27 protein-coding genes are annotated in these 26,700 nt (G+C 29.1%); 5 read left to right on the forward strand and 22 right to left on the reverse strand.

From position 1 onward, the window contains the following. Positions 1-367: 367 nt before the first annotated feature. Complete coding sequence (pdaA, locus tag IC214_RS03595; RefSeq protein ID WP_227866232.1) at positions 368-1,309, forward strand: delta-lactam-biosynthetic de-N-acetylase; 942 nt, start codon at positions 368-370, stop codon at positions 1,307-1,309. A 233-nt stretch (positions 1,310-1,542) separates the two neighbouring features. Here pdaA and IC214_RS03600 read toward each other — a convergent pair whose 3' ends face one another. From IC214_RS03600 to glyA, 7 genes are all read right to left on the reverse strand, one after another. Continuing rightward, a complete protein-coding gene (locus IC214_RS03600) occupies positions 1,543-2,916 on the reverse strand; it encodes a hypothetical protein (RefSeq protein ID WP_227434519.1) in 1,374 nt (457 codons plus the stop codon). Between the two features lie 112 nt (positions 2,917-3,028). Then, on the reverse strand, positions 3,029-4,351 hold the full coding sequence (locus tag IC214_RS03605; RefSeq protein WP_227830813.1) for a sensor histidine kinase: 1,323 nt from the start codon (positions 4,349-4,351) through the stop codon (positions 3,029-3,031). Further along, positions 4,344-5,048 (reverse strand): response regulator transcription factor, encoded by a 705-nt coding sequence (locus tag IC214_RS03610; protein WP_227434517.1) that lies wholly within the window; start codon positions 5,046-5,048, stop codon positions 4,344-4,346. Before IC214_RS03610 ends, IC214_RS03605 begins: the two co-directional genes overlap by 8 nt. A 179-nt stretch (positions 5,049-5,227) precedes the next feature. Then, the gene (locus IC214_RS03615) at positions 5,228-6,292 is read right to left on the reverse strand and encodes a lysylphosphatidylglycerol synthase transmembrane domain-containing protein (protein WP_227434516.1); all 1,065 of its coding nucleotides are present in this window, start codon (positions 6,290-6,292) and stop codon (positions 5,228-5,230) included. A gap of 2 nt (positions 6,293-6,294) precedes the next feature. Beyond that, positions 6,295-6,993, reverse strand: coding sequence for a polysaccharide deacetylase family protein (locus IC214_RS03620; RefSeq protein ID WP_227434515.1), 699 nt, complete (start codon positions 6,991-6,993; stop codon positions 6,295-6,297). Beyond that, positions 6,984-8,081 (reverse strand): MGDG synthase family glycosyltransferase, encoded by a 1,098-nt coding sequence (locus tag IC214_RS03625; protein ID WP_227434514.1) that lies wholly within the window; start codon positions 8,079-8,081, stop codon positions 6,984-6,986. The genes IC214_RS03620 and IC214_RS03625 overlap by 10 nt, the downstream gene beginning before the upstream one ends. Positions 8,082-8,328: 247 nt before the next feature. Then, the gene (gene glyA, locus IC214_RS03630; RefSeq protein ID WP_227434513.1) at positions 8,329-9,573 is read right to left on the reverse strand and encodes a serine hydroxymethyltransferase; all 1,245 of its coding nucleotides are present in this window, start codon (positions 9,571-9,573) and stop codon (positions 8,329-8,331) included. Positions 9,574-9,890: 317 nt separating this feature from the next. Here glyA and IC214_RS03635 point away from each other — a divergent pair, with 317 nt between their 5' ends. Together IC214_RS03635 and IC214_RS03640 are read left to right on the forward strand one after the other, a co-directional pair. Further along, positions 9,891-10,679: a threonine/serine exporter family protein gene (locus IC214_RS03635; protein ID WP_227434512.1), complete on the forward strand. Its 789-nt coding sequence runs from the start codon at positions 9,891-9,893 to the stop codon at positions 10,677-10,679. Continuing rightward, on the forward strand, positions 10,679-11,152 hold the full coding sequence (locus IC214_RS03640; protein WP_227434511.1) for a threonine/serine exporter family protein: 474 nt from the start codon (positions 10,679-10,681) through the stop codon (positions 11,150-11,152). Before IC214_RS03635 ends, IC214_RS03640 begins: the two co-directional genes overlap by 1 nt. Before the next feature lie 88 nt (positions 11,153-11,240). Here the strand turns inward: IC214_RS03640 and IC214_RS03645 are convergent, their stop codons facing one another. The 6 genes from IC214_RS03645 to IC214_RS03670 all read right to left on the reverse strand — a co-directional run bounded on the left by IC214_RS03645 (position 11,241) and on the right by IC214_RS03670 (position 16,604). Next, positions 11,241-11,681, reverse strand: coding sequence for a SoxR reducing system RseC family protein (locus IC214_RS03645; RefSeq protein WP_227434510.1), 441 nt, complete (start codon positions 11,679-11,681; stop codon positions 11,241-11,243). A 14-nt stretch (positions 11,682-11,695) separates the two neighbouring features. Continuing rightward, positions 11,696-11,989, reverse strand: a complete 294-nt coding sequence (locus IC214_RS03650) for a metal-sensitive transcriptional regulator (protein ID WP_227434509.1) — start codon at positions 11,987-11,989, stop codon at positions 11,696-11,698. Positions 11,990-12,031: 42 nt separating this feature from the next. Next, a complete protein-coding gene (locus IC214_RS03655; protein WP_227434508.1) occupies positions 12,032-12,433 on the reverse strand; it encodes a hypothetical protein in 402 nt (133 codons plus the stop codon). Between the two features lie 373 nt (positions 12,434-12,806). After that, positions 12,807-14,234 (reverse strand): cell wall-binding repeat-containing protein, encoded by a 1,428-nt coding sequence (locus tag IC214_RS03660; RefSeq protein WP_227846077.1) that lies wholly within the window; start codon positions 14,232-14,234, stop codon positions 12,807-12,809. A 109-nt stretch (positions 14,235-14,343) separates the two neighbouring features. Then, the gene (locus IC214_RS03665) at positions 14,344-15,279 is read right to left on the reverse strand and encodes a DUF1177 domain-containing protein (RefSeq protein WP_227434506.1); all 936 of its coding nucleotides are present in this window, start codon (positions 15,277-15,279) and stop codon (positions 14,344-14,346) included. Between the two features lie 263 nt (positions 15,280-15,542). Next, on the reverse strand, positions 15,543-16,604 hold the full coding sequence (locus tag IC214_RS03670; protein ID WP_227855246.1) for a DUF917 family protein: 1,062 nt from the start codon (positions 16,602-16,604) through the stop codon (positions 15,543-15,545). Positions 16,605-16,775: 171 nt separating this feature from the next. Here IC214_RS03670 and IC214_RS03675 point away from each other — a divergent pair, with 171 nt between their 5' ends. Next, positions 16,776-17,645, forward strand: coding sequence for a LysR family transcriptional regulator (locus IC214_RS03675; RefSeq protein ID WP_227482138.1), 870 nt, complete (start codon positions 16,776-16,778; stop codon positions 17,643-17,645). A gap of 121 nt (positions 17,646-17,766) precedes the next feature. Here the strand turns inward: IC214_RS03675 and IC214_RS03680 are convergent, their stop codons facing one another. Both IC214_RS03680 and IC214_RS03685 read right to left on the reverse strand, forming a co-directional pair. Next, positions 17,767-18,573, reverse strand: coding sequence for a nitrilase-related carbon-nitrogen hydrolase (locus tag IC214_RS03680; RefSeq protein WP_227830818.1), 807 nt, complete (start codon positions 18,571-18,573; stop codon positions 17,767-17,769). 13 nt (positions 18,574-18,586) lie between these two features. Continuing rightward, positions 18,587-19,819, reverse strand: coding sequence for a cytosine permease (locus IC214_RS03685; RefSeq protein ID WP_227434502.1), 1,233 nt, complete (start codon positions 19,817-19,819; stop codon positions 18,587-18,589). A 505-nt stretch (positions 19,820-20,324) separates the two neighbouring features. Between IC214_RS03685 and IC214_RS03690 the strand changes: the two genes are divergently transcribed. Then, positions 20,325-20,522 (forward strand): hypothetical protein, encoded by a 198-nt coding sequence (locus IC214_RS03690; protein ID WP_227482136.1) that lies wholly within the window; start codon positions 20,325-20,327, stop codon positions 20,520-20,522. Between the two features lie 6 nt (positions 20,523-20,528). On the opposite strand, the gene IC214_RS03695 is transcribed toward IC214_RS03690, so the two are convergent. The 7 genes from IC214_RS03695 to aspS all read right to left on the reverse strand — a co-directional run bounded on the left by IC214_RS03695 (position 20,529) and on the right by aspS (position 26,658). After that, positions 20,529-21,371 (reverse strand): PTS system mannose/fructose/sorbose family transporter subunit IID, encoded by an 843-nt coding sequence (locus tag IC214_RS03695; RefSeq protein ID WP_227434500.1) that lies wholly within the window; start codon positions 21,369-21,371, stop codon positions 20,529-20,531. After that, the gene (locus IC214_RS03700) at positions 21,355-22,113 is read right to left on the reverse strand and encodes a PTS mannose/fructose/sorbose/N-acetylgalactosamine transporter subunit IIC (RefSeq protein WP_227434499.1); all 759 of its coding nucleotides are present in this window, start codon (positions 22,111-22,113) and stop codon (positions 21,355-21,357) included. The genes IC214_RS03695 and IC214_RS03700 overlap by 17 nt, the downstream gene beginning before the upstream one ends. A gap of 16 nt (positions 22,114-22,129) precedes the next feature. Next, entirely contained in the window at positions 22,130-22,600 is a 471-nt protein-coding gene (locus tag IC214_RS03705; protein WP_227434498.1) for a PTS sugar transporter subunit IIB, read from the reverse strand. Beyond that, positions 22,600-23,343 carry a BtpA/SgcQ family protein gene (locus IC214_RS03710; protein WP_227434497.1) on the reverse strand — a complete coding sequence of 248 codons (744 nt, stop codon included), beginning with the start codon at positions 23,341-23,343 and terminating at the stop codon, positions 22,600-22,602. The genes IC214_RS03705 and IC214_RS03710 overlap by 1 nt, the downstream gene beginning before the upstream one ends. 3 nt (positions 23,344-23,346) lie before the next feature. Further along, positions 23,347-23,760: a PTS sugar transporter subunit IIA gene (locus IC214_RS03715; protein ID WP_227434496.1), complete on the reverse strand. Its 414-nt coding sequence runs from the start codon at positions 23,758-23,760 to the stop codon at positions 23,347-23,349. Between the two features lie 24 nt (positions 23,761-23,784). Next, positions 23,785-24,537: a GntR family transcriptional regulator gene (locus IC214_RS03720; RefSeq protein WP_227434495.1), complete on the reverse strand. Its 753-nt coding sequence runs from the start codon at positions 24,535-24,537 to the stop codon at positions 23,785-23,787. Between the two features lie 333 nt (positions 24,538-24,870). Next, complete coding sequence (gene aspS, locus IC214_RS03725) at positions 24,871-26,658, reverse strand: aspartate--tRNA ligase (protein WP_227434494.1); 1,788 nt, start codon at positions 26,656-26,658, stop codon at positions 24,871-24,873. Between the last annotated feature and the right edge of the window lie 42 nt (positions 26,659-26,700).

The following is a 26,700-nucleotide window of genomic DNA, read 5'->3' on the forward strand; positions in this document are numbered from 1 at the left end:
AGCCAGGATCAAACTCTCAAATAAAAGTTTATCAGGCTCAGATACTATTGTTATCTAAATATCTGGCTTTATGGTTTGTTTCTTGTTTTATAAATTAACCTACTGTTTAATTTTCAAAGTTCATTTTATTAAATAAATCATTTTGTACTCATTATTTTTTGGTTCCTTGTTGAGCACATTTATTATAATAACATCTTATTATAATATGGTCAACTACTTTTTTACATTTTTTCTTAAATTTATTAATTATTCATATTTTATAATACTATTGCGACTTTATTTTCAAATATGTAACTATTAATAATAACACTTTCAAACTATAATAATACTATATATAATTACAATTAATTTAGAAGGGAGCTAAAAAATGCTTAGAAAGATACTATACGTTTTGACAATACTTTCTATATCTATTTTTTTCGTTGTGGGATGTTCAAACTCACAAAAAAAACAAAACACAGAACAGAATAAAGAAATATCAACACAAGGAGATTCTCAAAATGCTGATGATAGTAAAAATACTTCCAATGTAACTGTTTCAGATGGAACAGACAGTCCATCAAATAAAAATACTGTGAACAATGATAATGAAAAGTTAGATGTGTCATCTTTGGATAATACTGCTCTTGATTGGTTTTATATACCAAATACTAAACATCAAACTCCAGAAGTAAATACTGACATCAAATTTAATTTTTCTGACTATAATGCTATATATAATGGACCCATCAAAGATAGTAAAAAAACATTATATCTTACATTTGATGAAGGTTATGAAAATGGATATACATCAAAGATACTATATGTTTTAAAAAAAAATAAAGTAAAGGCCATTTTTTTCGTTACCTCTCCATATATAAAGGAAAATGAAGATTTGATAAGAAGAATGGTTGCAGAAGGTCACATAGTTGGAAGTCATAGTAAAACTCATCCTTCTATGCCAACAAAAACAAGCAATCTAGAAAGCTTTAATGATGAATTTGAAGATGTTGAAAAACTTTATAAAGAATTAACTGGAAAAAACATAGTTAAGTTTTTCAGACCTCCTATGGGTAAATATTCAGAAAAAAGCTTAGCAATGACTAAAAACCTAGGTTATAAAACTATATTTTGGAGTTTCGCATATAGAGATTGGGATACTGAAAAACAACCATCACATGAGGAAGCTAAGAAGAAAATAATGGATAATTTACATGATGGTTCTATCTTATTACTACATGCTGTTTCTAAAACTAGTACAGAAATTCTAAGTGATTTTATATCAGATGCTAGAAAACTAGGATACAATTTTGAGCTTCTAAATTATTAACATTTAGAAATATATTTAAAAGCTATATTTTAAATGTAATATTCAGATATTAATTTACATAAACTATTTCAAATTAAATACTTCAAAAAAAAATAGATGTATAGTTTTTACATGATACAAAAGTCTTTTAGTAGATAATAACTGTACATCTATTTTTAATTTATATGATTTTTTATTTTTAATTTATATAAGCTTTGTTAATCTACAAGTAAAATAATATTAGCTTTTATTTTCTAAATAATGAATACTGCTACTATTGTTGTTACAATGAGACCTGTTATCACAGGAATAAAGTTCCTTTTTGCCAATTCAATAGGGCTAACTCCACAAATTGCTGCTGCTGAAATAAGCCCCCAAGGAACTAGACATCCTCCACCAACCCAAATACCACTAATTTGACCTAATGCAGCTAATGCACCAACACTTGCATTAATAGCAGTTCCAAATACAGATGCAAGTGAACCAACTAATGAGATTCCAGAGAACCCAGAACCATCAAGCCCAGTTATTGCTCCTACTACAGTTTCTATACCTGATACTGCAAATTTATTAAGTGGTATAGTTTGAGAAAGAGCTATCCCTATATCTGATAATAATCCTTGAGAACCAGGGGCTAATACCTTTCCAAATACACCAGTTAAAGGTGCAACTTCTCCCATGTAGAAAAACGCTGCTATTGGTATAATAGCTCCAAATATCTTTATACCAAACACAAAACCATCTATTATATTTTCACACACATTTTCAAGACTATTTTTACCGAAATTTATAGTGTTTATAATAATTATTAGAAACACTGCTGTTCCTCCTAAAAGAGCTGATGCATCTCCTCCTTTTAGGTCAAACATATACATAGCAATTATATCAGCAAGAAATCCTAAAGCTACTAAAATAGTTGCTATCTTAGATTTTCCATTAAATTCTTTTACTTCTTCACTTTCAAAATCTTTAAGCTCTTCTCTAAACATTCCTTTATTGATATCTCTTTTTAATGTATAAAACGCCATCGATATCGTTACAATTCCCATTACCCAAAATAAAATCATACCATCATTTATGACATATGATACTGCTACTCCTGCGGCACCAGCTGTTATACTTGGGGCTCCCTGAATAACAAAGTCTGTAGATAAGGCAAGACCATGACCAAATAAGTTTAATGCTACTGCAACACCAATCGCTGGTAATCCAGCTCTAATAGCAACAGGTAAAAATACAGCTCCGACTAAGGCAACAGCTGGAGTTGGCCAAAAAAACCAAGAAAGAATCAACATTACAAATCCAGTTACAAAAAATGCTGTGTTAGAATTTTTTATAACTTTGGAAAATGGTCTTACCATATACTGTATGGCATTATTTGCTTCTAGAGCTTTAGATAAAGCTACCATAATAGCTATGATTAAAATAATAGGTCCCAACTCATTTAAAGATATAATAAACGAGTTAAACACTGCTGTTATAGCTCCAAAGATATTTTTTTCAAAGAATAGCCCCATGAAAAAAACACCTAATATACATGGTACTATAGTATCTTTTTTCATAAGCATAGTAATTAAGATAATTACCATAAATACAATGTAAATATAATGCGCTCCTGTTAAAACCATATTATTATGTCCCCTTTTTTTAAGATAATAATATTATATGGTCTTACAAGTAAACTTGTTACTTGGTCATAGGCACATAACAATTGGCATGTGTAGTACTTAATTTAGACATTTATGATTCATTTACTGGAATAGATATTTCAATAGAAAACTCTTTGTCACCTGAGTTTACATTTATACTTCCATTGTGATATGCAATTATCTTTTCACAGTTTTTTATGCCAATTCCAAAACTTTCTACATCTTTATGAATGTTACTAACTTTGTTTTTTTGTATAATTAACAGCTTACCATCTTCAACTTTAATTAAAAATACTATTGGTCTATCCCTTCTTGCATACTTTATTATGTTGGAACATAGATTATCAAATATTCTTCTAAATTGTGTTACATCTACATAAATATGATATTGATTATAAAGTTCATTTTCTATTTTTATATGAAATCCCTTTTCTTCCAATGTATATGAACTATCTAAAAGCAGTTGAAATATAAATTCATTTGCATTAATCTTTTCATATTTTTTAGAAACTTCTTCTTCCGAATTAACAAAATGTGTAAAAAGGTCATCTGTCAAATCTTTTATCTGATATGCTTTTAATCTCACATTTTTTATATATTGCTCCAATTGCTCAGGGCTATTATACTTATGATCTTTAATTAAATCCAAATAACAAATTACTGATGTCAATGGAGTTCTGACATCATGTGATATTGAAGTTACTATATCCTTATTTTTATTCTTCATTTCTCTTTCTTTTATAATCTGATTATCAAGTGCCTGACTCATCTCATTAATACTAGATGCAAGTGATGATAATTCATCATTACCCTTAACAGGAATTCTATACTTTAAACTACCACTTTCTACTATCTTTATGCCCATCTCTATTTTTCTTAGATATTTAATCTTTCTACTCAACAGCAATAAAAATGTTACAATAAATGTAATTGCCATAAATGTGATAGAAACAGCTTCTATAAAGTTTTGAAATCGAAATCGAAACAGTGCTACTATAACTACACTAGCTTTAATATCAGAAAATTGTATCTCATAATGTCTAGCCATAGAGCTACTATAAAATTCATTTTCTTCACTCTTATCAGGTACTTCATCTGGATAGTACAGTGTATCATAAAAAAGCTCATTTCCTTTATATACTTTCATAGATACAAACCAATTGTCATTATTCCAATTTGATATATCTTCTCCATCATTTGAACTTAAATTTTTATCATTCACATAGATTTGAAAATCAGCCATTAACTGGTCTGCTTCTCTTTTAAAGTAGGTTCTACCTTCTGATACATCCTTTACTATTGACTCAACGGCAGAATAAAATGGTATATTTAAAATAAAAGCCACCCCAGCTGAGATTACTACATATATCAATAGTATGACACCCAACTTTGATGGCTTAATTTTGCTAATCAATATAGTACCCCTTTCCCCATGCAGTTTTTACATATTGTGGATTTTTCTGATCTTTCTCTAATTTTTTTCTTAAATTTCTAATATGTACCATTATAGTATTATTTGCTGTATAAAAATATTGCTCATCCCAAATACTTTCATATATATTTTCAGACGAGAAAACTTTTTTTCTATTTTTTAGCATAAGAACTAGTATGCTATATTCTATAGTTGTCAAAAATATAGTTTCTCCATCCAATATGACATCTTGAGTATCCAAATTTACACTTAAGCCTCTTGTTTTCAATATATTTTGCTCCTTATTCTTTTCCTTCCCCTGATATATATAATAACGTCTAAGTAGTGACTTAACTCTTGAAATTAACTCAGAATATGAAAAAGGCTTTGATAAATAGTCATCTCCTCCTGCTGAAAACCCAATAACCTTGTCGGAATCTTGAGTTTTCGCAGTTAGAAATAATATTGGAGCTGTTGTTTTTTCTCTAATCTCATTACATGCAACAAACCCTGTCTTTACTGGCATAACAACATCCAAAATAATCAAATCAATTGTACTGTCTACTAAATTTACGGCCTCTTCTCCGTTCGTCGCCATAACAACTTCATAACCTTCACCAGTTAAAAGTATTTCTACAATTTCCCTAATTTCTGGATTATCATCAGCTACTAAAATTTTTTTTTGAATCTCTTTATTCATCGCTAAGCTCCTTTTTTACTATATTTCTTAAATATTTCAAACTATATAAAATATTATACTTTATTAGTAAAAGCTTAGCAATGTCATACGTTTTAATACTTTCTACTATTGTAAGTATGCTCAAAGTTTAATCAAAACGTACACACATATCCTTGATGTAAAAAATAAACTATACAATACTATCTTACATAAACAACTTCTTTTACTGACTTAACTTTCTCAGAAGATTTAACATGTGCTACAATACATACTAAACCACTTATAGCAACGAATGCATAAAAACTTATTCCTCTGCTAAGTAACATCGCTGGCACTAATAAATGCCCTGGGAAAAATATCTTAAATAATGTCATAAAACTATTTTCAGATGCCCCAACAGCTCCTGGTAATGGTAAAGATGAAACAGCAATATTGAGTAATGATTGTATTGCTAATATTTCAAACACAGTATATGTTGATAGATGGAAAGCTTTGTATACAAAGAATGGTACTAAAAACATAGCTGTTATTTGCACAATAGTTATAAGTAAAATCTTAATTACTAACTTTGGATTTTGTTTTATATATTGAGCACCTTTAACATATTCTTCAATTTGAGAAGTTATCACTTTTCGTGAACCTTCAACATCTTTTATTATTCTTAATTTTCCTAATAAATTCGTTATGAATATTATGAAGTTATTTACTAATTTTTTTGAAAATATAACTGCAATTACTCCAACAACAAGAGCAACATTCGTTATTACACCATATATCAATAAAATACTCATTCCTCTTACATTGTTTAGTATAAATTCACGTTCCATAATGAACATTATTCCGCTATATGCCAATACAACAACTTGGTGAATGACAACAATAACTAATAGTATAAGTGAAGAATAAGATATGTTTATATCATCTTTCTTCATGTAATAAACTTGCGCTGGTTGACCTCCAGACGCTGAAGGTGTAATTGAACTAAAATAAAATCCAACAAACGCATATCCCATACATTTTAAAAATGTAGTTTTTTGATTTAAAGCCTTTATACCTAAATATATATTTATACCTTCACAAGCAACATATATAAACATCATTGCAAATCCAATTAATATAAACACAGGACTTGCACCTTTTAATGATTTTATTAACGATTCAATTGATTGACCTCTAAAAACAAAGTATCCAGTTATACCCATTAGTAAAACTAAGAAGGTTACACTACCTAGACACTTATTTTTCTTTTCAGTTTTACTTATCATAACTACATCCTTTCTGGTGTTACAAATTTAAAACCACTAGCTTTGAGTTTTGGAATAGCTATCTTTAATGCTTCGATAGTACGTTCAGGTGCGCCAACTGCTCCTCCTGAGTTTTCTCCTGCATCATGCAAACAAATTATAGAATTTTCTTTTGTTCTATCTATTAACTTATTTACTATAATCTCTACTGTACTATCTTTACTCCAATCTTCTGCCATTACATCCCATAAGGTCATCTTTAAGTTATATTTTTTAACAAATTGATATGAAAATATATTAGTATGACCCCATGGTGGACGATAGTAGTTTACATCTACACCTAAATTTTTCATTGTATTTGTACTTTCAATAAAATCTTTTTTAACATAATTATAACTATAAAGCCATGCATTCTTATGTTCTAGTGAATGTAAACCAACTATGTGATTTTCTCTTAACATTCTTTTTATAATTTCAGGCTCTTTTTCAGCATTCTTTGCCACTACGAAAAACATGGCCTTTATATTATTTTCTTTTAGTACATCCAACAATTTTTCTGTATATCTTTTGTCTGGTCCATCATCAAATGTAAGAGCAATTTCATTCTTCTCAGTCATATTTTTCAATACATCTTTATTTAATAATTTATTATAATATGTAGGTATAATTGAATGGATTAAAAAAATCAAAGCAACAACTATAATTAAACCTACTACATACATTCTCTACACACTCCTTGTCCATCAAATGAAAATAAAATATTTTCTAATGAATTATTATCAAATTGTTTTTTAAGTTTTTTCATATTCAAACTCATTTCTTTAAGTGTAACATCATCATAGATTAAGTCTTTTATCTCATCTACATAGTATTTTTTATTTTTATCAAGTATTCTTCCAATTCCATTATTTAGTATAAAATCAGCATTATTTATCTCTTGTTGCAAAAATGGATTGAATGCTAATATTGGAAGCTCTGAGTAAATTGTTTCAAATAATGTTATTCCACCTGGTTTAGAAATAATAAGGTCAGCACTCTCCATATAGTTGTATACTTCATTAGTATAGCCTACAACCTCAATATTTTCATATCTATTGTACAATTTATAGTACATTTTTTTATTATTACCAGTTATTACAGTAGTTTTTACTCCTTCTAAACTATTTAGTTCTCTATAAAATTGTTCTGACTTAGGCAATAAACCTAAGCCCCCACCCATTATGAGGATGTTTTTTTTATCTAAATGATTTATATGTTCTATTTTTTTAAATTCTTTTTTTACAGGTATCCCATTAACTTTTACTTTATCTTCATCTATTCCTTTTAAAATAAGTTCTTCTTTAGTAGATTCACTAGCCACTAAGTAACAATCTGTATTTTTACTAATCCATTCTGAATGACTACTTATATCTGTTATACATGTTATCAAAGGAAGATTTGAATTATACTTTTCTTTATATCTTGATACTACTTGAGAACAAAATGGAAAAGTTGAAATAACTACTGTTGGTTGTATTTCATTAAGTAACTTGTCTAATTTAGTTAAGAAATAATCTGAAAATGTAAATTTTATATCTTTTTTTCCATTTTCAGTGCATTTGTAAAATAAATTATAAAGACTACTTCCCCGATTTACAAGAATAGAAAAAGTTTTATACATTTTATCTGAGTAGTTAGGCATAATATATTCAAATATATCCTTAATTATTATTTCAGAATTATTAAATTTTGTTTTTATATCTTCACTTAAAGAGTTTGATGCTGAGTAATGACCCATACCAAATTTTCCTGTAAGAATTAATACTTTCATAAGATTCCCTCCTCATTAAAGCCTTTAAATACCTTTAATTACTATATTTATAAGTATAAACTTTAAATCTTTAGAAAAACCTAGTATAATTCTTAAGAAATCTTAAAGTTTTAATTAAAAAAGACAAAACCCAATTAATATTGGAAGCTATCTCCTAATTAATTGGGTTTTGTCTTTATAAACATACTTAAACATAAATACTATCATTTTAATTCTTTAGATATGTCTTATTTAATTATACTTTTAATTAATCCATAATATTATATTCTTCATATAGAGGATATTTTTCAGTTAAACCAACAACCAATGTTCTTGCCTTAGATTCTTCATCATAAGTTAAACATAGGTCTATAGCCTCAGCAATTACTGCCATATCTTCCTCTTTCATGCCTCTAGTAGTTACAGCTGGAGTACCAAGTCTTACTCCACTTGTAACAAGTGCGCCATTTGGATCAAATGGTATTGTATTTTTATTAGCAGTTATGTAAGCATCATCTAATCTTTTTTCTGCTGCTTTACCAGTTATATTTTTATTAGTTAAATCTAATAATATTAAGTGATTATCTGTTCCTCCAGAAATCAATTTAAAATCTCTCTTAATAAGTTCTTCAGCTAAAGCTTTTGCATTTTTAGCAACCTGTTGTTGGTATGTTTTAAATTCATCACTTAAAGCTTCTTTAAAACATACTGCTTTAGATGCAATTATATGCTCAAGAGGTCCGCCTTGAATTCCAGGGAATATTGCTTTGTCTATAGCTTTAGCATATTTTTCTTTACAAAGGATAACTCCTCCACGAGGTCCTCTTAAAGTTTTATGAGTTGTTGTTGTAACAAAATCAGCTACTTCACATGGATTTTGATGAAGACCAGCAGCTACAAGACCTGCTATATGAGCCATATCTACCATAAGTAATGCTCCAACCTCATCAGCTATTTCTCTAAATTTTTTAAAATCTATCTCTCTAGGATATGCACTTGCTCCTGCAACTATCATTTTAGGTTTTACTTCATGTGCTATTTTTCTAACATCATCAAAATCTATAAGTCCACTATCTCTATCTATTCCATATTCATAAAATTTATAATATTGACCAGAAATATTAACTGGAGCACCATGAGTTAAATGCCCACCTTGAGATAAATTCATTCCCATAACAACATCACCTGGTTTTAGCATAGCAAAATATACACCGATATTTGCATTTGCTCCAGAATGAGGTTGAACATTAGCATGTTCTGCCCCAAATATCTTTTTAATTCTATCTATTGCAAGAGTTTCAACTTCATCTATGTACTCACATCCACCATAATATCTTTTGCCTGAGTAACCTTCTGCATATTTATTAGTAAGATGACTTCCCATAGTTTCCATTACTGGAACTGATACTATATTTTCAGATGCTATCAACTCAATATTCCTTTGTTGTCTTTTTAACTCTCTTTTCATACTTTCATAAATCTCAGGGTCCGCTTTTTTCAAGTTCTCAAACATATTACTCCTCCTAGTTATTATTTAAATTTTACTTTTACAGACATTTCATAATTTTCGTTTTTATCAATATGATAATTTATTATTATAGTCTTTTATAAATTAATAGTCAAGTGTTTTACTACTTTTACATGTTTTCTTTCTGTATTTTAAGTTAAAATATAATAAATAATATTGTCTAATTCTTTTAATTGGATATAATTTAGATGTGACTATTTTTAAATAAAAAAAAGATAATATAATTTATATATATATAAGGAATATTACTTAAAAATTTGATATAATTTCAATATTATGTTTTTTAATTTGGAGGTGTATTTATGAATCAAAATGAGGAACTTGAATATAAAAAAAATATTCTAAAATTAGCTCTATTTGTAGGGGAACTTATGATAAAAAATGGAGCTGAAACATCTAGGGTTGAAGACAGTGTCCTTAGAATATGCAGGTCAAGAGGATTTTATCATGTAAATATTTTTACAACTCCTACAGTAATAATTATTTCAGATGAAAAATTTGACGGTTTTTCGTTTATGAAAACGATTCAATCAAGAGGTATAAACTTAAATAAGATTTCCTTATTAAACAGTTTTTCTCGAGAATTTGTAAATGATAAAGAATATGATATTGATACTGCTATTGCACGTCTTTATGAAATCCAAGAGGTAAAACCTTATCCTTTATGGTTGTTTTACTCTTGTACAGGAATTGCATCTGCTTGCTTTGCTTGCTTGCTTGGAGGGAATTATATATTAAATTTTATTCTTACATTTATAATAGCAATATTTGCTGCAATTACTTATGATAAAACCATGAAGATAAGTGCAATATCTGCATTTTCATGTTTAGTATCTTCTTTTTTAATAGCACTTTCAGGAGTTTTACTAGTTGAAATAGGTATTTTGAATGACCCTAAAATGCTTATAGTTGGAGCAATAATGCCACTACTCCCAGGAGTTGCTTTTATAAAAGCCATCAGAGATTTAATATCAGGTAATTTAATATCAGGAATTTCTCGTGCTTTCGATGCTGCTATGATTATTATTGCAATTGCTTCTGGAGTCGGTTTTGTCCTTGATACATGGTATAGAATTGGAGGTCCTTTCTAATGACTGATATGTCAATGATTTTACATTTTTTATTTTCAGGCATTGCAACTGCTGGATTTGCTGTTTTTTTTAATGCACCACTTTATCTACTTCTTCCAGCTGGAATAACTGGTGGAGTTGGTTGGATTGTGTATGTATATTTATTTAATTTCACTACAAACTCAATTTTTGCGGGTTTTATAGCTGCCGCTTTGGTTTCAGCATGTAGTGAGATATTGGCTAGAAAACTAAAGCAACCAGCTATTGTATTTGTAATTCCAGGTATTCTTCCTCTGATACCAGGAATTGGATTATACAATACAATGTTATCTTTAATTCAAAAAAATTATGATTTAGCTATGTCAAAAGGTACTGATGCACTATTTTTAAGTGCTGCAATATCGCTTGGTGTATTGGTTGTAACTTCTTTTGTAAGAACATTAAACCTTTTAAAAATACGAAAGAACTTTATTCCTCAAAGAAAATCAAAATAAAAATATAAAAATAGCAATGTACCCAAATCCTATAAATATACATTAAGTGTTTATAAGAGTACATTGCTATTTTTAAATTATAATCATTTTAAAGGTCAATTAAGATTCTTGTGATTACTGGTATAAATTCTCTACTATCTCTAAATTTTTTATCATTCTTCTTTAAATACAAATAACAAATTATTGTAAGACAAATCCCAACTAATCCACTTATCGCTTCAACGCCAGATGTCATGCCAATCGCTCCCAATATATAGTATGTTCCTATTGTTCCAACAAGAAGTGCTACAAGAGGTATTATATAAGCCATCACAGCTGCTTTTAATACATTCATGTTATCCATACTTACTTCTACATGGTCACCAACCTTCGCACCAATTGTATTGTCTACCTCTACTAATATCTCTTTTGACTCTGATGAGTCAGCAGTAGCACATTTTCCACAAGCAGCACAAGCTGAGTGTCTTTGCATTTTTAATTTTGCAGTTCTATCATCAACAATCTCCATAATAAATCCTTGTTGATTCATACCTAATCGCCCCCTTATTTTGTAAATTTATTTATGGTATCCATAAGTTCTTTTATCATCTCTTCAGTTTTTTCACTATCATCATGTTTGATACTTTCTGCTACACATCCTTTTATATGATTTTCCAAAATAATTGTACCCACTCTATTTATAGCAGACCTTATAGCAGATATTTGAACTAATATATCAACACAATAACGCTCCTCTTCTACCATCTTTTGTATCCCTTTAACTTGACCCTCTATTCTTTTTAATCTTTTTATAAGAGCTTCTCGCTCATTGTTTGGTGCTAATTTTCTTTCTTCCATAAACTCACCTCATACTCTTATGATGTTCTATACAATTATGATTTACTTACCAATTTGCTTAAAATATAATACAGTTATTACTATTATAAATGCTAAAATTGATATTGCTATAGACCTGCTCTGATGCTTAGTTTGCTCCATACTTAATTTACCATTCATCTTAAACCCTGCTAATGGAAATAAAAATATAACTAATGCGTCAATTCCAAGTACAATTTGGGCTGCAATAGTCCATTTGCTCAAAAAGCAAAATATTCCACCTACACCTAAAAGAACCTCCAATATATTTATAAACTTATAAGTAGGTTTTTTTATTATATATTCTTCAATTTTTTCCTTACATTCTGTACGGCATGGATATATATTGGTATTGTCATCGTATTTTATAGCCAATTTATTATTTGGTGACTTTATATCCCTATTACAGTAAAGACATTTTTTCATTTTATGTTCTCCTCATAGTATTTCTCTTAAGAAATTTTATCTAAATTATTATATGTTTCAATACTATTATACCAAATAGATACAAAAAACAAAAATAAAAGGACTCATTTTAGCTATTTCTTTTATATTACTACTTAATTTATAATAATAATTAGATAAAATTATTTATATTTAAATTATCTCATCATATTAATATGCAATTTTGGTATTAAGCATCGGATTTTAAGTATTTATATATTAATAATATCTACAATAATAACTTCTAAAGTTAGGTTATCAAAATATAAATCATTATTAAAATCTACATTTCATAACAATAAAGAGACTGTCATTAATATTAAGACAGTCTCTTTATTGTTTATTATCTATAAGTTTAGATAACTGGTGTATCAGATAGGTAATCATTACTTACATAACCATATCCACTATTGTATTTTATTTTTACCCATCCAGTAGCAAACATTTCTACAGTTTCTACCTTACTTCCATATGGAAGTTGTCCTATTTTTTCATCTTCCGTACTTGGTCCTTTTCTAACATTTAGACCATCTTTTTCTTTTACATATTTTATCTTAACATTCTCACTGCTGTTATTAGGTTTATTACTTGTTAGATAAGATCCACTGACATATCCAATATCGTCATTGTATTTTATCTTAACCCATCCCGTTTTTAGTACTTCTAAAACTTCTACTTCATCACCATTGTTTAGATAACCCACTACAGAAGCTTCTATTGTAGCATCACTTCTTACATTTACTTTATCTGTATTAGCTACATACATTACTTTCTTACCAGTACTACTCCCTTGTAAATCTTTTAGTTCTGCAAATGCATTTTCATTTCCACCACTACCAACTTGAGTTATAGCAGTCGCCTTTTTATTTGTAAATATACTCTTTTGAGTTGCACTCAATTTATCTCCTACTATAAGTACTGGAGAATTTTCTTTTGATGCCAATACACCTACTGCTAGAGCATCTATAAGTTGATTTTGTTTTTTCATTCCATCTTTAGCTACAAATACATTATCTAAGTCATTTGATGTATAAAATTTTTCTATTACCTTTCCATTTGTTTCATTTCTATCTGCTCCACCTATTCTTTCTGAATTTGGTAGACTTTGTTTTATTTTATCTGATACAGCATTAGTAGAGCCTATTATGTATGACTTACTTATATTTTTAGAAGCTATAAAATCCTTAAAACTAGACACTCCAGATGCATCAGAAACCGGAAGTATAACCATACCATTAGTAGCAGCTACAGAAGCTATACTAACTGCATCTGCAAGACCTGTATATCCATTTATCACAGCTATTTCTGATATGTCTTTTAAACCTTCTATCTTTTTAGCTATGTTTAAAGCTGTCTGATGTCTGTCACTACCACCAATTCTATCAACTGTTAAGTTATTAGATTCTAGTTGTTTTTCTACATTATCTGATACAGAACCAGATAGTCCAATTATATAGACTTTTTTAACACCTAATCTTTCTAATTCTTTCTTTGTTTGTAAATTTAAATTATTTTTTTCTGTAAGTAGTATTGGAGCGTTCTTTAATTTAGCAAATGGTGTAACAGATAATGCATCTACAATAGATTCACTATTCACTATTACAGCTTCATTTGCGCTACTCCAACCCTCTTTACTTACTTCAATAGCTGTTTGATATCTATCTTTACCTATTAAAGTATTTTCTGTTGCCGTTCTACCCACTTCATTTGCATATGATATTGATGATAAACTTAAAACTAGAGATAAACACAATACTGATGATATTGATTTTATTGATTTCATATTAACTCCCCCTAAAATTATTATATCTACAATTTTTATTTACTCTAAATATTATATCACAATAATTTAGCCTATATCATCCATTCTAAAACATCAATAAAAGACAACTTTATTCTTCTCCAAAAGTTTGAAACTTATCTAAGCTTCCATATCTATTCATTAAAATATTCCATTCATGTTCATCATAAAACTCACAATTTCCACCACAATAGTGTTTTGCTACTTCAACAACAAATCTTCCTGCACTCTCTAAATCAGAATAATTACTTGCTCCAGTTGCACATCCAGCAACTGTTGTCTCAGTTGTTATAGCAACTCCTACTACAGGTGCTTTTGTAGCTACAGCAGGCTGAAGAATACTATTTATATGGTATAAACCATTTCCATATGGAGTTATATCTTGTATTGACACTGGAAATACGTAAGGAAGTCTTCCTGTAGTAGTCTGCATTATGTCTAATAAATCATTACTTGTTTTTAGAATATACCCTTCTTTTATTGTGGGAGATATAGCAAAACCTCTTGTATTTATAACTCTATTCCCTTTAGTTGTATCTATTGATAATATAGCATCACAGCTTAAATCAACTTCATTTTCATTCATAGTTCTCATATCAATTGGAGAATCCATAAATGGAACTGGTTTATGTTCTTTAGTAGGTGCATCTGGACATATGTGAGTTGAAACTATTACATCTCCATCAATAAAATCTCCCTTATTCTGCATGTCCAATAATTTTGCTCCTACTGCTATTGCTACTAAAGCTCCATCAGCGTCAGAAACCATACCTATCATTTCTGGTCTTGCTCCAATTCCTCCTAGTCTTCCTAAAACACCTAATGTCTTAGCTGTTCCTCCTGATGATTTTCCATTTTTTCCTGGTATTGTAAGCTTTACTAAGTCAGTAGACCCTTTTTCCGTACCTAAAGTTTTTACTAATATATTCTTCCCACCATAGCTTTCCAAATATTTTTTTACACATTCTCCATCTACTTCTGCGCTATCAATAATATCATAAACTTCCAAAACTTGTTTTAACATCATATTTGCTCACCATCCAATTTTATTTCTTTTATTTATAGTTTTTGTTTAAATATTTTTACTTTTATTTTTATAAATATTACAGCATTTTTTATTTTATCTATATTTTTATAAACTTTTTCTTATTATCTTTCATATCTTATTTATTTTTTTATTTTTATAAACTTTTTCCTAAGTATTTGTTTTATTTATAGTTTTATAGGTATTATATTGCTCATTAAATTTAATCAATTTTAATTCTTCAATCAATCAAATTACTACATATCCTAATTAACTCCAATTATTTTTTTATTTAATATATCTTCTATATCTTTTAATAATTCTTCTTGTGTCATTGTTATTGAAAGTTTTAAATTTTCTTTAGAAGTTTTTATTAAAACTATCTCTTGCCCTTCTCTGATTTCTGCTGATGTAACAGGCATGCCTGTGTTTTTATCAAAAGTCATAATTAAGTCTGGAAATGTTGCTATTCTATTATTCTCTTTTTCTATTGTCATATATTCATTCCAAAAAGTTACCTCATAACCATTTACAATCAATTTACCTACATCAAATCCACCTGTAGTTTCTAACTCTAAAATTTCTATTGTTCCTTCTGAAACTACATCTCCATTCAAAAATTCGACAACGTTGTTTATTGCTTTATCTTTTGATATTTCTAAACCTAAGTAAAACTCTCTACCCAAATCTATTGCATGGCTTATACCTCCTATAGCAGCATTTTCTTTTACAACAGATGCTTTTACAGGATTTCTAGCTACAGCAACTAAACCTTCTGCTGCTACAGCACACTGTCTAACAAGTCCTGCTGTCTTATTTAAAGACCCCTCTACAAATCCCTCTATATGATTATCAAGTTCTGGATTTCCACCAGACACAGCTTGATAAGACTTATATGTTTTATCTCTATGTAATCCAAGGCTCCCCATCAGGCCTGTTGGATGGGCTCTACCATTGCAAGGTGCATCTATTAGTGGTATTTTAAGTACAGAAGACTGAAGCCATCCATTTATTGTTGCACATCCTCCATTTTCATTTGTAATAATACCTTGTATATCTAATCCTAGTTTATCAATAAATATCTTGACTGTATTTATATAATCATCATTATCAGCATACTTGAGTGGTGCTGCTGGAGCTCCTACTGCTGATACATTTAAGACAATTGCATCATCATGTAATTCATCTATACTTATTAGATTTGGAAATCCATGTTGTAAGGCATATTCCCCCATCTCTCTTCCACTTTCCTTTGCACCACCACCTCCTCCACCTAAAATTGTACCTCCTATTAAAGCATATTCTAATATTTCCTTAGTTAATTTCATATTAAATATCTCCTTTATTAGTTAGATTATGTAAATGTATTAGTAAATATTTACATAACTTTATGCCATATTATAGTTTATTATACAAGCTTTGTATTATAATGTATAATATATAATTAATTATCAAATTTATATAATTCAAGTTATATTAAAAGAGGTGTATTTTATATTATGGATTTATTGCATCTTAAGTATTTTCAAACTGTCGCTAGAATGGAACACATAACAAAAGCATCACAAAAACTAAATATAGCACAACCAGCTTTAAGTAAAACCATATCTTCTTTAGAAAAAGAACTTGGGGTTCAGTTGTTTGATAGAAAAGGAAGATATATTGTACTAAATGAATATGGTAGATTATTTCTAAAAAGGGTTGATAGTATTTTAGATTTAGTAGAAATGTCAAAAAAAGAATTACAAGATATTTCCTTAGAAAACTCTGGTGAAGTAAAAATATTAGCTACAGCAGCTGCTAATGTATTACCGCCACTTTTGAGCAACTTTAGAAAACTATATCCTAATATTACCTTTAATGTTTCACATACTCTACCATCGTCTTATAAGAAAAGTGATTTTGATTTGTATATATCTTCTTCATTTACAAAATTAAACTCAGAAAATAATATAACATTAACCTGCGAGGAAATATTATTAGGAGTTTCAATAAACCACTCTCTATCCTTAAAAGATGAGGTTTATCTAAATGAAGTTTCAGATGAAAATTTTATAGTTATAACTAAAGGTGAGAATTACAGAGAAATAATAGATATATTATGTGAATCAGCTAATTTCAAGCCCAAAATAGCCTTTGAATCCGATTCTCCATATACAATCTATGCTCTTATAAAATCACTTCAAGGAGTTGGATTTATATGTGGAAAATCATGGGGCTTATCTCGAGACCCTGAAATTAAACTATTACATATAAAAGATATTGAATTTAAAAGATATTTAAATCTTTCATGGTTTAGTGAGAATTATGCATCTAAAGCAGTCTTATTATTTAAAGACTTTCTTATAAACTATTTCAAAAACCTTTAAACCAAAGCTGGTATTATTAAAGAGGATATATCAAACAGAGTTAATAACTTTATCTTTAGCGTTTGACATATCCTCCTATTTTATTTTTTATCAAAATTGTACCTTAACATATAATGTAAAATTATATATTGTAACTATTTTTTCTGTCTTTTAAGTATGGAATATCGTTCCTATATTTTTCTATTTCATCTAGGTCAATCTCTGCTAATATATATTTTTCTCTATATGTATCTAATTGACTTATTATAGTTCCTCTAGGATTGCATATTTTACTCTTTCCAAACAGTATCAAATTAGGGTCATTACTTACTAAATTTACTCCTACTGTATACACAGTATTTTCTAAAGCTCTTTGAGATACGTTTAAATCCCACATATCTTCATCTTGTATTCTCCATGCAGAAGGTATAAATATTATTTCAGAGCCTTTTAATGTCAATTCTCTAGCCACTTCTGGGAATCCTGCATCATAGCATATCATTACACCAAATTTACCAAAATCAGCATCATATACATCTACTTTTTCCCCTGCTTTAAAGTATACTGCTTCTAATGACCATAGGTGATTTTTACAGTATTCTCCCATCATATTACCTTGTCTATCGAATATAACAGCTGAGTTGAAAACATGTGTAGAGTCCTTTTCTAAAGTTCCATATGGAGATATTAGGTATACATTATTTCTTTTAGCTGCTTCTGACATTGATTTTTCTATGTATTTGTTATGTTCTCTTATTAGGTCTAATGTTTTAATTCCACCTAAATATTCTAAGTTATATCCTGTAGCAAATAATTCTGGCAAACAAATAATATCTGCACCTTGATTTCCCAAATCATCTATCATCTCTACTGCTTTTTCTATATTTTTTTTAACATCTCCAAGTACACTATGCTGTTGAATTATACCTATTTTCACTTTACGACTCATACAATTTCCCCCTTTATTTATCCTTACTTCCAAAACATTTCATTAGTATATAATAAAGAATCATACTTACTACAATTCCATTTATTGGTGGTATTAAGAAACTTATTTTTGAAGTATAATATGATGCTGCAAAACCAATTAACCAACTTATTACTGCAATCCAATTTATTCCTTCTCTGTGTTTATAAGTTCTTCCTTGTATAAAATAATATTCACACCACATAATTCCTGCTATAGCTGGAACTGCTATTCCTAAGAAAGATAAGAACGATTGGAATTTGAATATTATACCAGTAGCTGCTATTGTTGTACCTATTAGACCTGCAACTAAAGTTAATACATTTCTCTTTACATTTGGAAAAATAGTTTTTAGTGCCAATCCACCAGAATAGGCATTTGATACATTGGTTGACCAAGATGCAAGTATTAAAATAACAAATGCTATCCATCCAAATCCTAAATTAGCCAATACTTCTGTTATATCCCAAGTAGGAGCACCCATAGACATTACACCTGCTGCAACTTGCTGGAACAATGAAATAATACCTAATCCTAAAAAACCAATTATCCAAATATCTTTTACTCCCCTTGTATATCTTAATTGGTCAGGTGATATAATCGCACCGACTATGATAAGACCAACAACCATATTTAATCCTTCAACCATGCTCATTGTTGTTTGAGGAGTGTAATTGTAGATAGCTTCAACTCCATAAGTAGAAAAAGCTTTAAAAACTCCCCAAGCCATTAATATTATAAGTGGTGGTATAACTAAGTAATTAAACTTAGCCATTGCCTTAAAACCATACAAAGCGAAAACTACCATTAATAATCCAAGTATAACTGTGACTAGAGTTAAGTTTACACTTGGAAATATTTTTTGTACTGATAATCCCGCAACTCCTGCTTGTACACCAAACCAACCAAAGCTAGTTATTCCAAGCAATAGAGATATTAGATATTTTCCACCTATCTCTCCAAATGCCCCCTTAGCTAATACATATGTATTTAACCCTTCTTTACAACCAATATAACCTTGTATCATAATAATTGCGACTAATATTAAGTTCCCTATAATTGATGTAATAATCATATTGGAAAGAGTCATTCCTAAAATTAAGGTTCCTCCAACCATTAATTCTGATATGGCTATATTAGAGCCAAGCATATTAAATAATGGAGCTAACCATCCAACTCTTTCCTCTTTTGGAACTGGATTTAAAACTAATTCTTCTCTCTCTTGCAAGATTATCCCTCCCTTTCTTTGTAAAAGAATCTTTTCTACTTTTTTCTACTTTTTTTTCACCCTTGATAGTTTTTTTTCTTTCTATAATTATAATTCTACTCTACAAAAAAGTATAATATATAGTTTATTATCAATTTGATATAATTTAAGTTATAGATAGATAAATAGTCTAAAATTATTATTTAAATTTAGACTATTCACACATATTTTAAATTTATTTCAGTTTTATTAGAATTATACTTATTTTATTAAAATTTTATAGTGTATAATTTATTCCCAAATATTTTTTATGAGGCTTATAAATACTTCAATTTTCACCTATTCTAACTTATTTTTAGTGAATTTATTACAACTTTACTAATCAAATTTAGTCTAAATTTTCTGATTATTATTATAAAAATAGTTTTTAAAACAAAATTTACTTAAAAACGAATTCATGATAAAATTTTAAAATACAGTATTTTTATTATATTGAATATGAATACAAAGGAGGATGTGTAAGATTATGGCTAGAAGACCAAAGATAAAGATAACTTTAATGGATAAAAAAGAAAAAGGTGCTTGCCACTATAGGCATAAAATTGGTGATTTATTTGAACTTAGTATTTACTTTTTATTCAAAAGGGGAATCGCCTATTTTTTAGTACGCCTCCCCTTTATATATTTCAATTGTAGAAAAGATTATCAAAAATCATATTCATAATTTTACTTATACTACCCCAATTGCAGCTAATATTATACAAATAATCATAACTGAAATTAATATCGTAGTTGTCTTGACTTTTTTTCCTAATAACCAATACATAATTCCAAATATCATAGCTGGAAGCATACATGGCATTATTTGGTCTAAGTAAGTTTGAATAGGCTCTGCCCATTCTCCACTCCCTACATTAACACTAAGTTTTAGTATTACATTAGAGGCGGTCATCCCTCCAATTACCATAAGTCCTAGCATTGATGCTGCTTCCATAACTTTTGAGACTATATTTGAACCACTTACATCTTTAAAAAATTGAGTTCCATACTTAAATCCTTTATCTAAACATATATAACGAATAATAAAGTGAGGAATATTTATTATTAGAAGGAATAAAATTGGACCCATTATATTCCCCTGAGAAGCTAAAGCTATACCAACTCCAGCTGCTATAAGCTTTAATGTTCCCCAGAAAAATGAATCTCCTATTCCAGAAACTGGACCCATTAAACTTGATTTAACAGCATTTATACTCTTTGCATCAAACTCTTCATTCTTTGCATTTTCTTCTTCCATAGCTCCAGATATACCAACTAAAAGAGTACTTATATGAGGTGTAACTGACATAAATTCAAGATGTCTTTTTAAAGCTTGAGATTTTTTTTCTTTATCATTTTTATATAATCTACGGATTATTGGTGCCATCGTATATGCATATGCTATATTTTGCATACGTTCATAGTTCCAAGATGAATCTAATGTTAAAGACCTTCTAAAACATTTCCAAAAGTCTTTTCTTGTTATTTTGCTATCTGGCGAAATTGTTTCTAATTTCTTAGAATTCGTTGTCATCTACTACTACCTCCTTTTCTCCTAAAAAGTTAACATATATTAAAGCTACTGCTAATCCAAATAATGCAACTCCTGTTACTGTTATTTTTAAATAAGCAACCATTATAAAACCTAATAATAAGAATGCTATCGTTTTCTTATTAAGCATCATTCTAGCTAACATGGCAAAACCTATTGCTGGTATCACGCCTGCTGCAACATCCATACCATGAATTACATATGATGGTATAAATGAAAGTATTTTTTCTATTACTGGAACACCTAATGAGAATCCTGTACCTACTATTATTGCTAGTATTAATTTATTGCCTATACCAAATAATAATTGTATACGTTCTACACCTTCAATGTTACCATCTTCTGCATAACGGTCAGCAAGATGAGCTCCCCATGTAAGTACTACTGTCATTAAGAAGTTGTCTATAAGTAATACTAAAGTTGCTATAGGAACTGCAAGTACAACTGCTGCTGATACATCTTGACCAGTTAATATTACAAATGCTGTAGCAATAATAGAACCAGATACAAAGTCAGGAGGATTACTTGCTCCAACTGGGAATGCACCCATAAATACTAGTTCTAATGTTGACCCTATTACTATACCTGTACGTAAATCTCCTAGTGCTAAACCAACAAGTGGTGCAACAACTATAGGTCTATTATGCATTGTAGAACCTACAAAACAATGCATATATGCAAAGAATGCAATTAGAGTTATTAGAATAACTTGTGTAAATTCCATTTTTATCCCCCTAAAATTATATTAGTTTCATTACATTTGTAGCATCATCATCAGGAACTAATTGTACGAATACATTTACACCTTCTGAATCTAATTCTTTAATCATGTTTATATCATCCTTTGATACATGAACTGCTTTAGATATATTTTCACGATTATCATCTGATTTTGTTCCACCAAGGTTTATTGATTTAATAGATTTAACTTCTTTAGATAGTCTATAAACATCTTCTACAGATTCACAAAGTATCAAAAGATTGTATTTGTCAGTTACACCTGAATTAAGTGCTTTTATAGAATCTGCTATACTTTTCATTACAAGTTTGACATTAGATGGCTTAGCCATTTTAAGCCCTGCCATTCTTAAATCATCCTTTAATAGTTCATCACTTGCTATTAATATACAATCTGTATTTAAAAACTTTGTCCATGTAAATGCTACTTGTCCATGTATAAGTCTGTGGTCTACCCTTACTAATTTAATCATTATAATTCCTCCCTAATTTTTTTTATTTCATCCATAAATGTTTTTACGTGTTCTGCACTAACATCTCCAAAGTCTTGGTAATTATCTTTGAAGTAACTTCCTATTATTGCCATATCCCCTATCTCAAGCTGCTTTTTTGCATTTTCTAATGTAACTCCAGCTGCAATAACTAAAGGGAAATCTCCTACATTTTTGCGGAATAATTCTATTTTTTCCATTGATGTTTCTTGCCCTGTAGCATTTTCTGTAACTGCTATAGCATCACATCTTGTCATTCCTATCTTTAAATCTTCTTCAACAGTATTTTCTGATAAAACTGGTTGATACTTAAAACGTACCCCTCCAATTAAATAAGCTTGACATTTTGAGCGGTGTAATTTGAAAAATTCTTCTAAAGTAGCCTCATCTCTAGGTTTGACATGACCTACTACAGAGTCAACTTGTACATAGCTTGCATTATATCTTGTTGCTAGTTCAAATCCCATAGTATCAACATTTAAGCAATTTACTCCATATGGTATTGACAAATTAGATTTAGATACATATTCAAGTATTCTTTCTAAATCATAGTAATTGCCATAGTAATTTTCTAACATTATTCCATCTACACCATTTGCTTCTAAGATACTAATTTCTTTTTTAGCTCTTTCAAAAATATCATCTGAAGTATCTCCCTTTAGGTGTATCATTGCTATAATTGGCTTTTTGTTTTTAAAAACTGATAATATTCCCTTATTGTCCATAAACTAAAATACCTCTTCTTCTTCATTTATTTGTAATGTTACATTTTGTATTCCCATTCTAGATTCTTTTGCTAACTGTTCTGCATCTTCAGTTGTTAATTTATCAGAAAATCTTGTAAGAAGCTCTAATACCATATTTAAATTCATTCCTGAAAATAGCTTAACATTATGTAACTTAGTTAACCTTAACATAGCAGTACATACACTTGCTCCGTATAAATCAGATAAAATTATATATTCACATTCTTTATCTTCTACTATTGTTTTTTCTAACTCTAAAGCAAAATCTGAAGCGCTTTGTCCAGGATATAAACTGTATGAATTAACGCAATTTGCTAAATCTCCTACTATCATTTTTACTGAATCTAAAAGCCCTTTTGAAAAGTCTCCATGAGACGCTAATATTATTTTTCTCATATTTATTCCTCTCCTAAGTGTAAATTATATTTCTGCTGATACTGCATATTTATACTTATCACTTCTTATAAATTGTTCATTGTAATATAAAACATCATTATTCTCTGTATATACTAATTGTCTTACTTTTAATAATGCCATATTGCTTGCACATTTAAGGTGGTCAGAATATTCTTTGTTTGAGTGTTTTACTTCAAATATATTTTCCACACGATTAGGTAGTGTACTTATATTATTAGATATAACTTCCATTAAAGACTTATCTTCCAGCTCTTCTTTTAATAAAAACATGTAATCTATTCTAAAGTAATCAACTTCAAAAATAACAGGTACTTCATCTATTAATCGAAGTCTTTTAATACATATTATCTTCTCTTCTAGTTCAATATTTAAAGCTTCAGCCACCTGCTTATCAGCTTTTTTTATCAAAATAGAGATTATCTTAGTACTTGGTTTTGCATTAATACGATGACAAGAATTAGTAAAACTATTTCCTGCACATGTTGCTTCTATTCTCTCTGGAATAGTTACATAAGTTCCTTTTCCACGCTTTTTACATAATATATCTTCTTTTACAAGTTCATTAAGCGCATTTCTCACAGTTATACGACTTATATTAAACTCCTTACATAGGTCTACTTCAGATGGAAGTTTATCTCCTGGCTTATATATACCAGCTGCTATTTGTTTTTTTATGTTGTCATATAGTTGTTGGTACAAAGGAATAAATGAATTTACCTCTAAGTCCATTTCTTTTTTTTGCTTTTTTTCATCCATTTTACTCACCCCCTCATGTAGTATTTTTATAACATTATATAACAAGTTCTTTATTACATATTATAACAACTCGAAATCGTTGTCAATTTATTTTTAAATAATTTTTAATTTGGTAATTTTTTAATTTTTTTGTCTAATATAGTATTTTATTGTTTGTAGTATCAGGTAGGAATAGTTTGGATTATTAATCTAACAGAATTCTTTTTTAGAATTGTGTAAATAATAATTAATGTTACTTTTAATTGACAATTATTACTATTAAATAGTACAAAAAAAAGACGTCACCCTATTTTTAGTGCGACAGTCTTTTATATATTATTTCTTATTCATATATTATTCTTTATCTTTTATATCAACTTTTATACTTAATTCATCCAATTGCTCATCATCTGCTACTGTAGGAGCATTTGTCATAGGACAAACAGCATTTTGATTTTTAGGGAATGCAATAACTTCTCTTATATTTTCAGCTCCTGCAAGCAACATAACAAGTCTATCAAGCCCAAAAGCTAGACCAGCATGAGGAGGAGTTCCATATTTGAATGCTTCTAATAAGTAACCAAACTTCTCATTAGCTCTTTCTTCTGTAAACCCAAGTGCCTTAAACATTCTTGATTGAACATCTGAATTTGATATTCTAACACTTCCTCCACCTATTTCATATCCATTTAATACAATGTCATAAGCTTTAGCTCTTAAAGATGCTTTATCTCCATCTTCTAGTTTATCTAAATCTTCATCCATAGGTGATGTAAATGGGTGATGCATTGCTGCAAACTTACCTGTTTCTTCATCTTCTTCAAAAACAGGGAATTCAGTTACCCATAATAAATTATATACATTCTTATCTAATATATTAAGTCTATTTGCCACTTCAAGTCTAACTTGTCCTAAAGCATCAAATACTACTGAGTTTTTATCAGCTACAAATAAAAGTAAATCTCCTGCTTCTGCATTCATTCTTGTAAGTATAGCATTCATTTCATCTTCGCTAAAGAATTTTGCTATTGGAGAAGTTACTCCATCTTGACCTACTTTCATCCAAGCAAGCCCTTTTGCTCTATATGTTTTAGCATGTTCTTCTAATGATGATATTTGTTTTCTAGTAAAATCGTCAGCTTTTCCTTTTACATTTATACCTCTAACGCTTTTTCCTGGTTGTGTAGCATCAGCAAACACCTTAAATCCACAATTACAAACGACATCAGATATATCTGTTAGTTCATAACCAAATCTAGTGTCTGGTTTGTCTGAACCATATCTAGCCATAGCTTCTGCATAAGTCATTTTAGGAAGTGGAAGTGTCAATTCTACATTTAAAACTTCTTTAAATATAACTTCAAGTAATCCTTCAATCATACTCATAACATCTTCTTGTTCAACAAAAGACATTTCACAGTCTATTTGTGTAAATTCTGGTTGTCTATCAGCTCTTAGGTCTTCATCTCTAAAACACTTAACAATTTGGAAATATCTATCCATACCACTTACCATTAATAATTGTTTGTATAATTGTGGTGATTGTGGTAATGCATAAAATTTACCTGGATTAACTCTACTTGGTACAAGATAATCCCTTGCTCCTTCTGGTGTTGGAGCAATTAAAAATGGTGTTTCTATTTCACAAAATCTATTATTTGATAAGTAATTTCTTGTAATATTCATTACTTTATGTCTTAACTTTAAATTTCTTTGCATAGATGATTTTCTCAAGTCTAAGTATCTATATTTTAGTCTTAGTGCTTCTGAAACATCATCATCATCTTTTATATAAATAGGTGGAGTTTCTGATTTATTTAAAAGTCTAAGTTCAGTTGCAAATATCTCTATGTCCCCAGTTGGCATGTTAGGGTTTTTAGACTGTCTTTCGCATACTTTTCCTTTTACTGCTATTACAAACTCAGCACCTAATTTTTCAGCTTTTTCAAAAGCTTCTTTATCTACATCTGTATCAAAAACTATTTGGCATAATCCACTTGTATCTCTTAAATCAACAAATACAAGTCCTCCTAAGTTTCTTTTTTTCTGTACCCATCCCATAAGTACAACTTCTTCATTTATGTTTTTTTCTCTCAACTCTCCACAGTAGTGAGTTCTCTTTAAACCCTTTAAAGTTTCCAAGATACTACCTCCATTTTATTTAATTTTAATGCTATATATTTA

The sequence above is a fragment of the Clostridioides sp. ES-S-0190-01 genome, from assembly GCF_020658275.1.
Classification (GTDB): Bacteria; Bacillota; Clostridia; order Peptostreptococcales; family Peptostreptococcaceae; genus Clostridioides.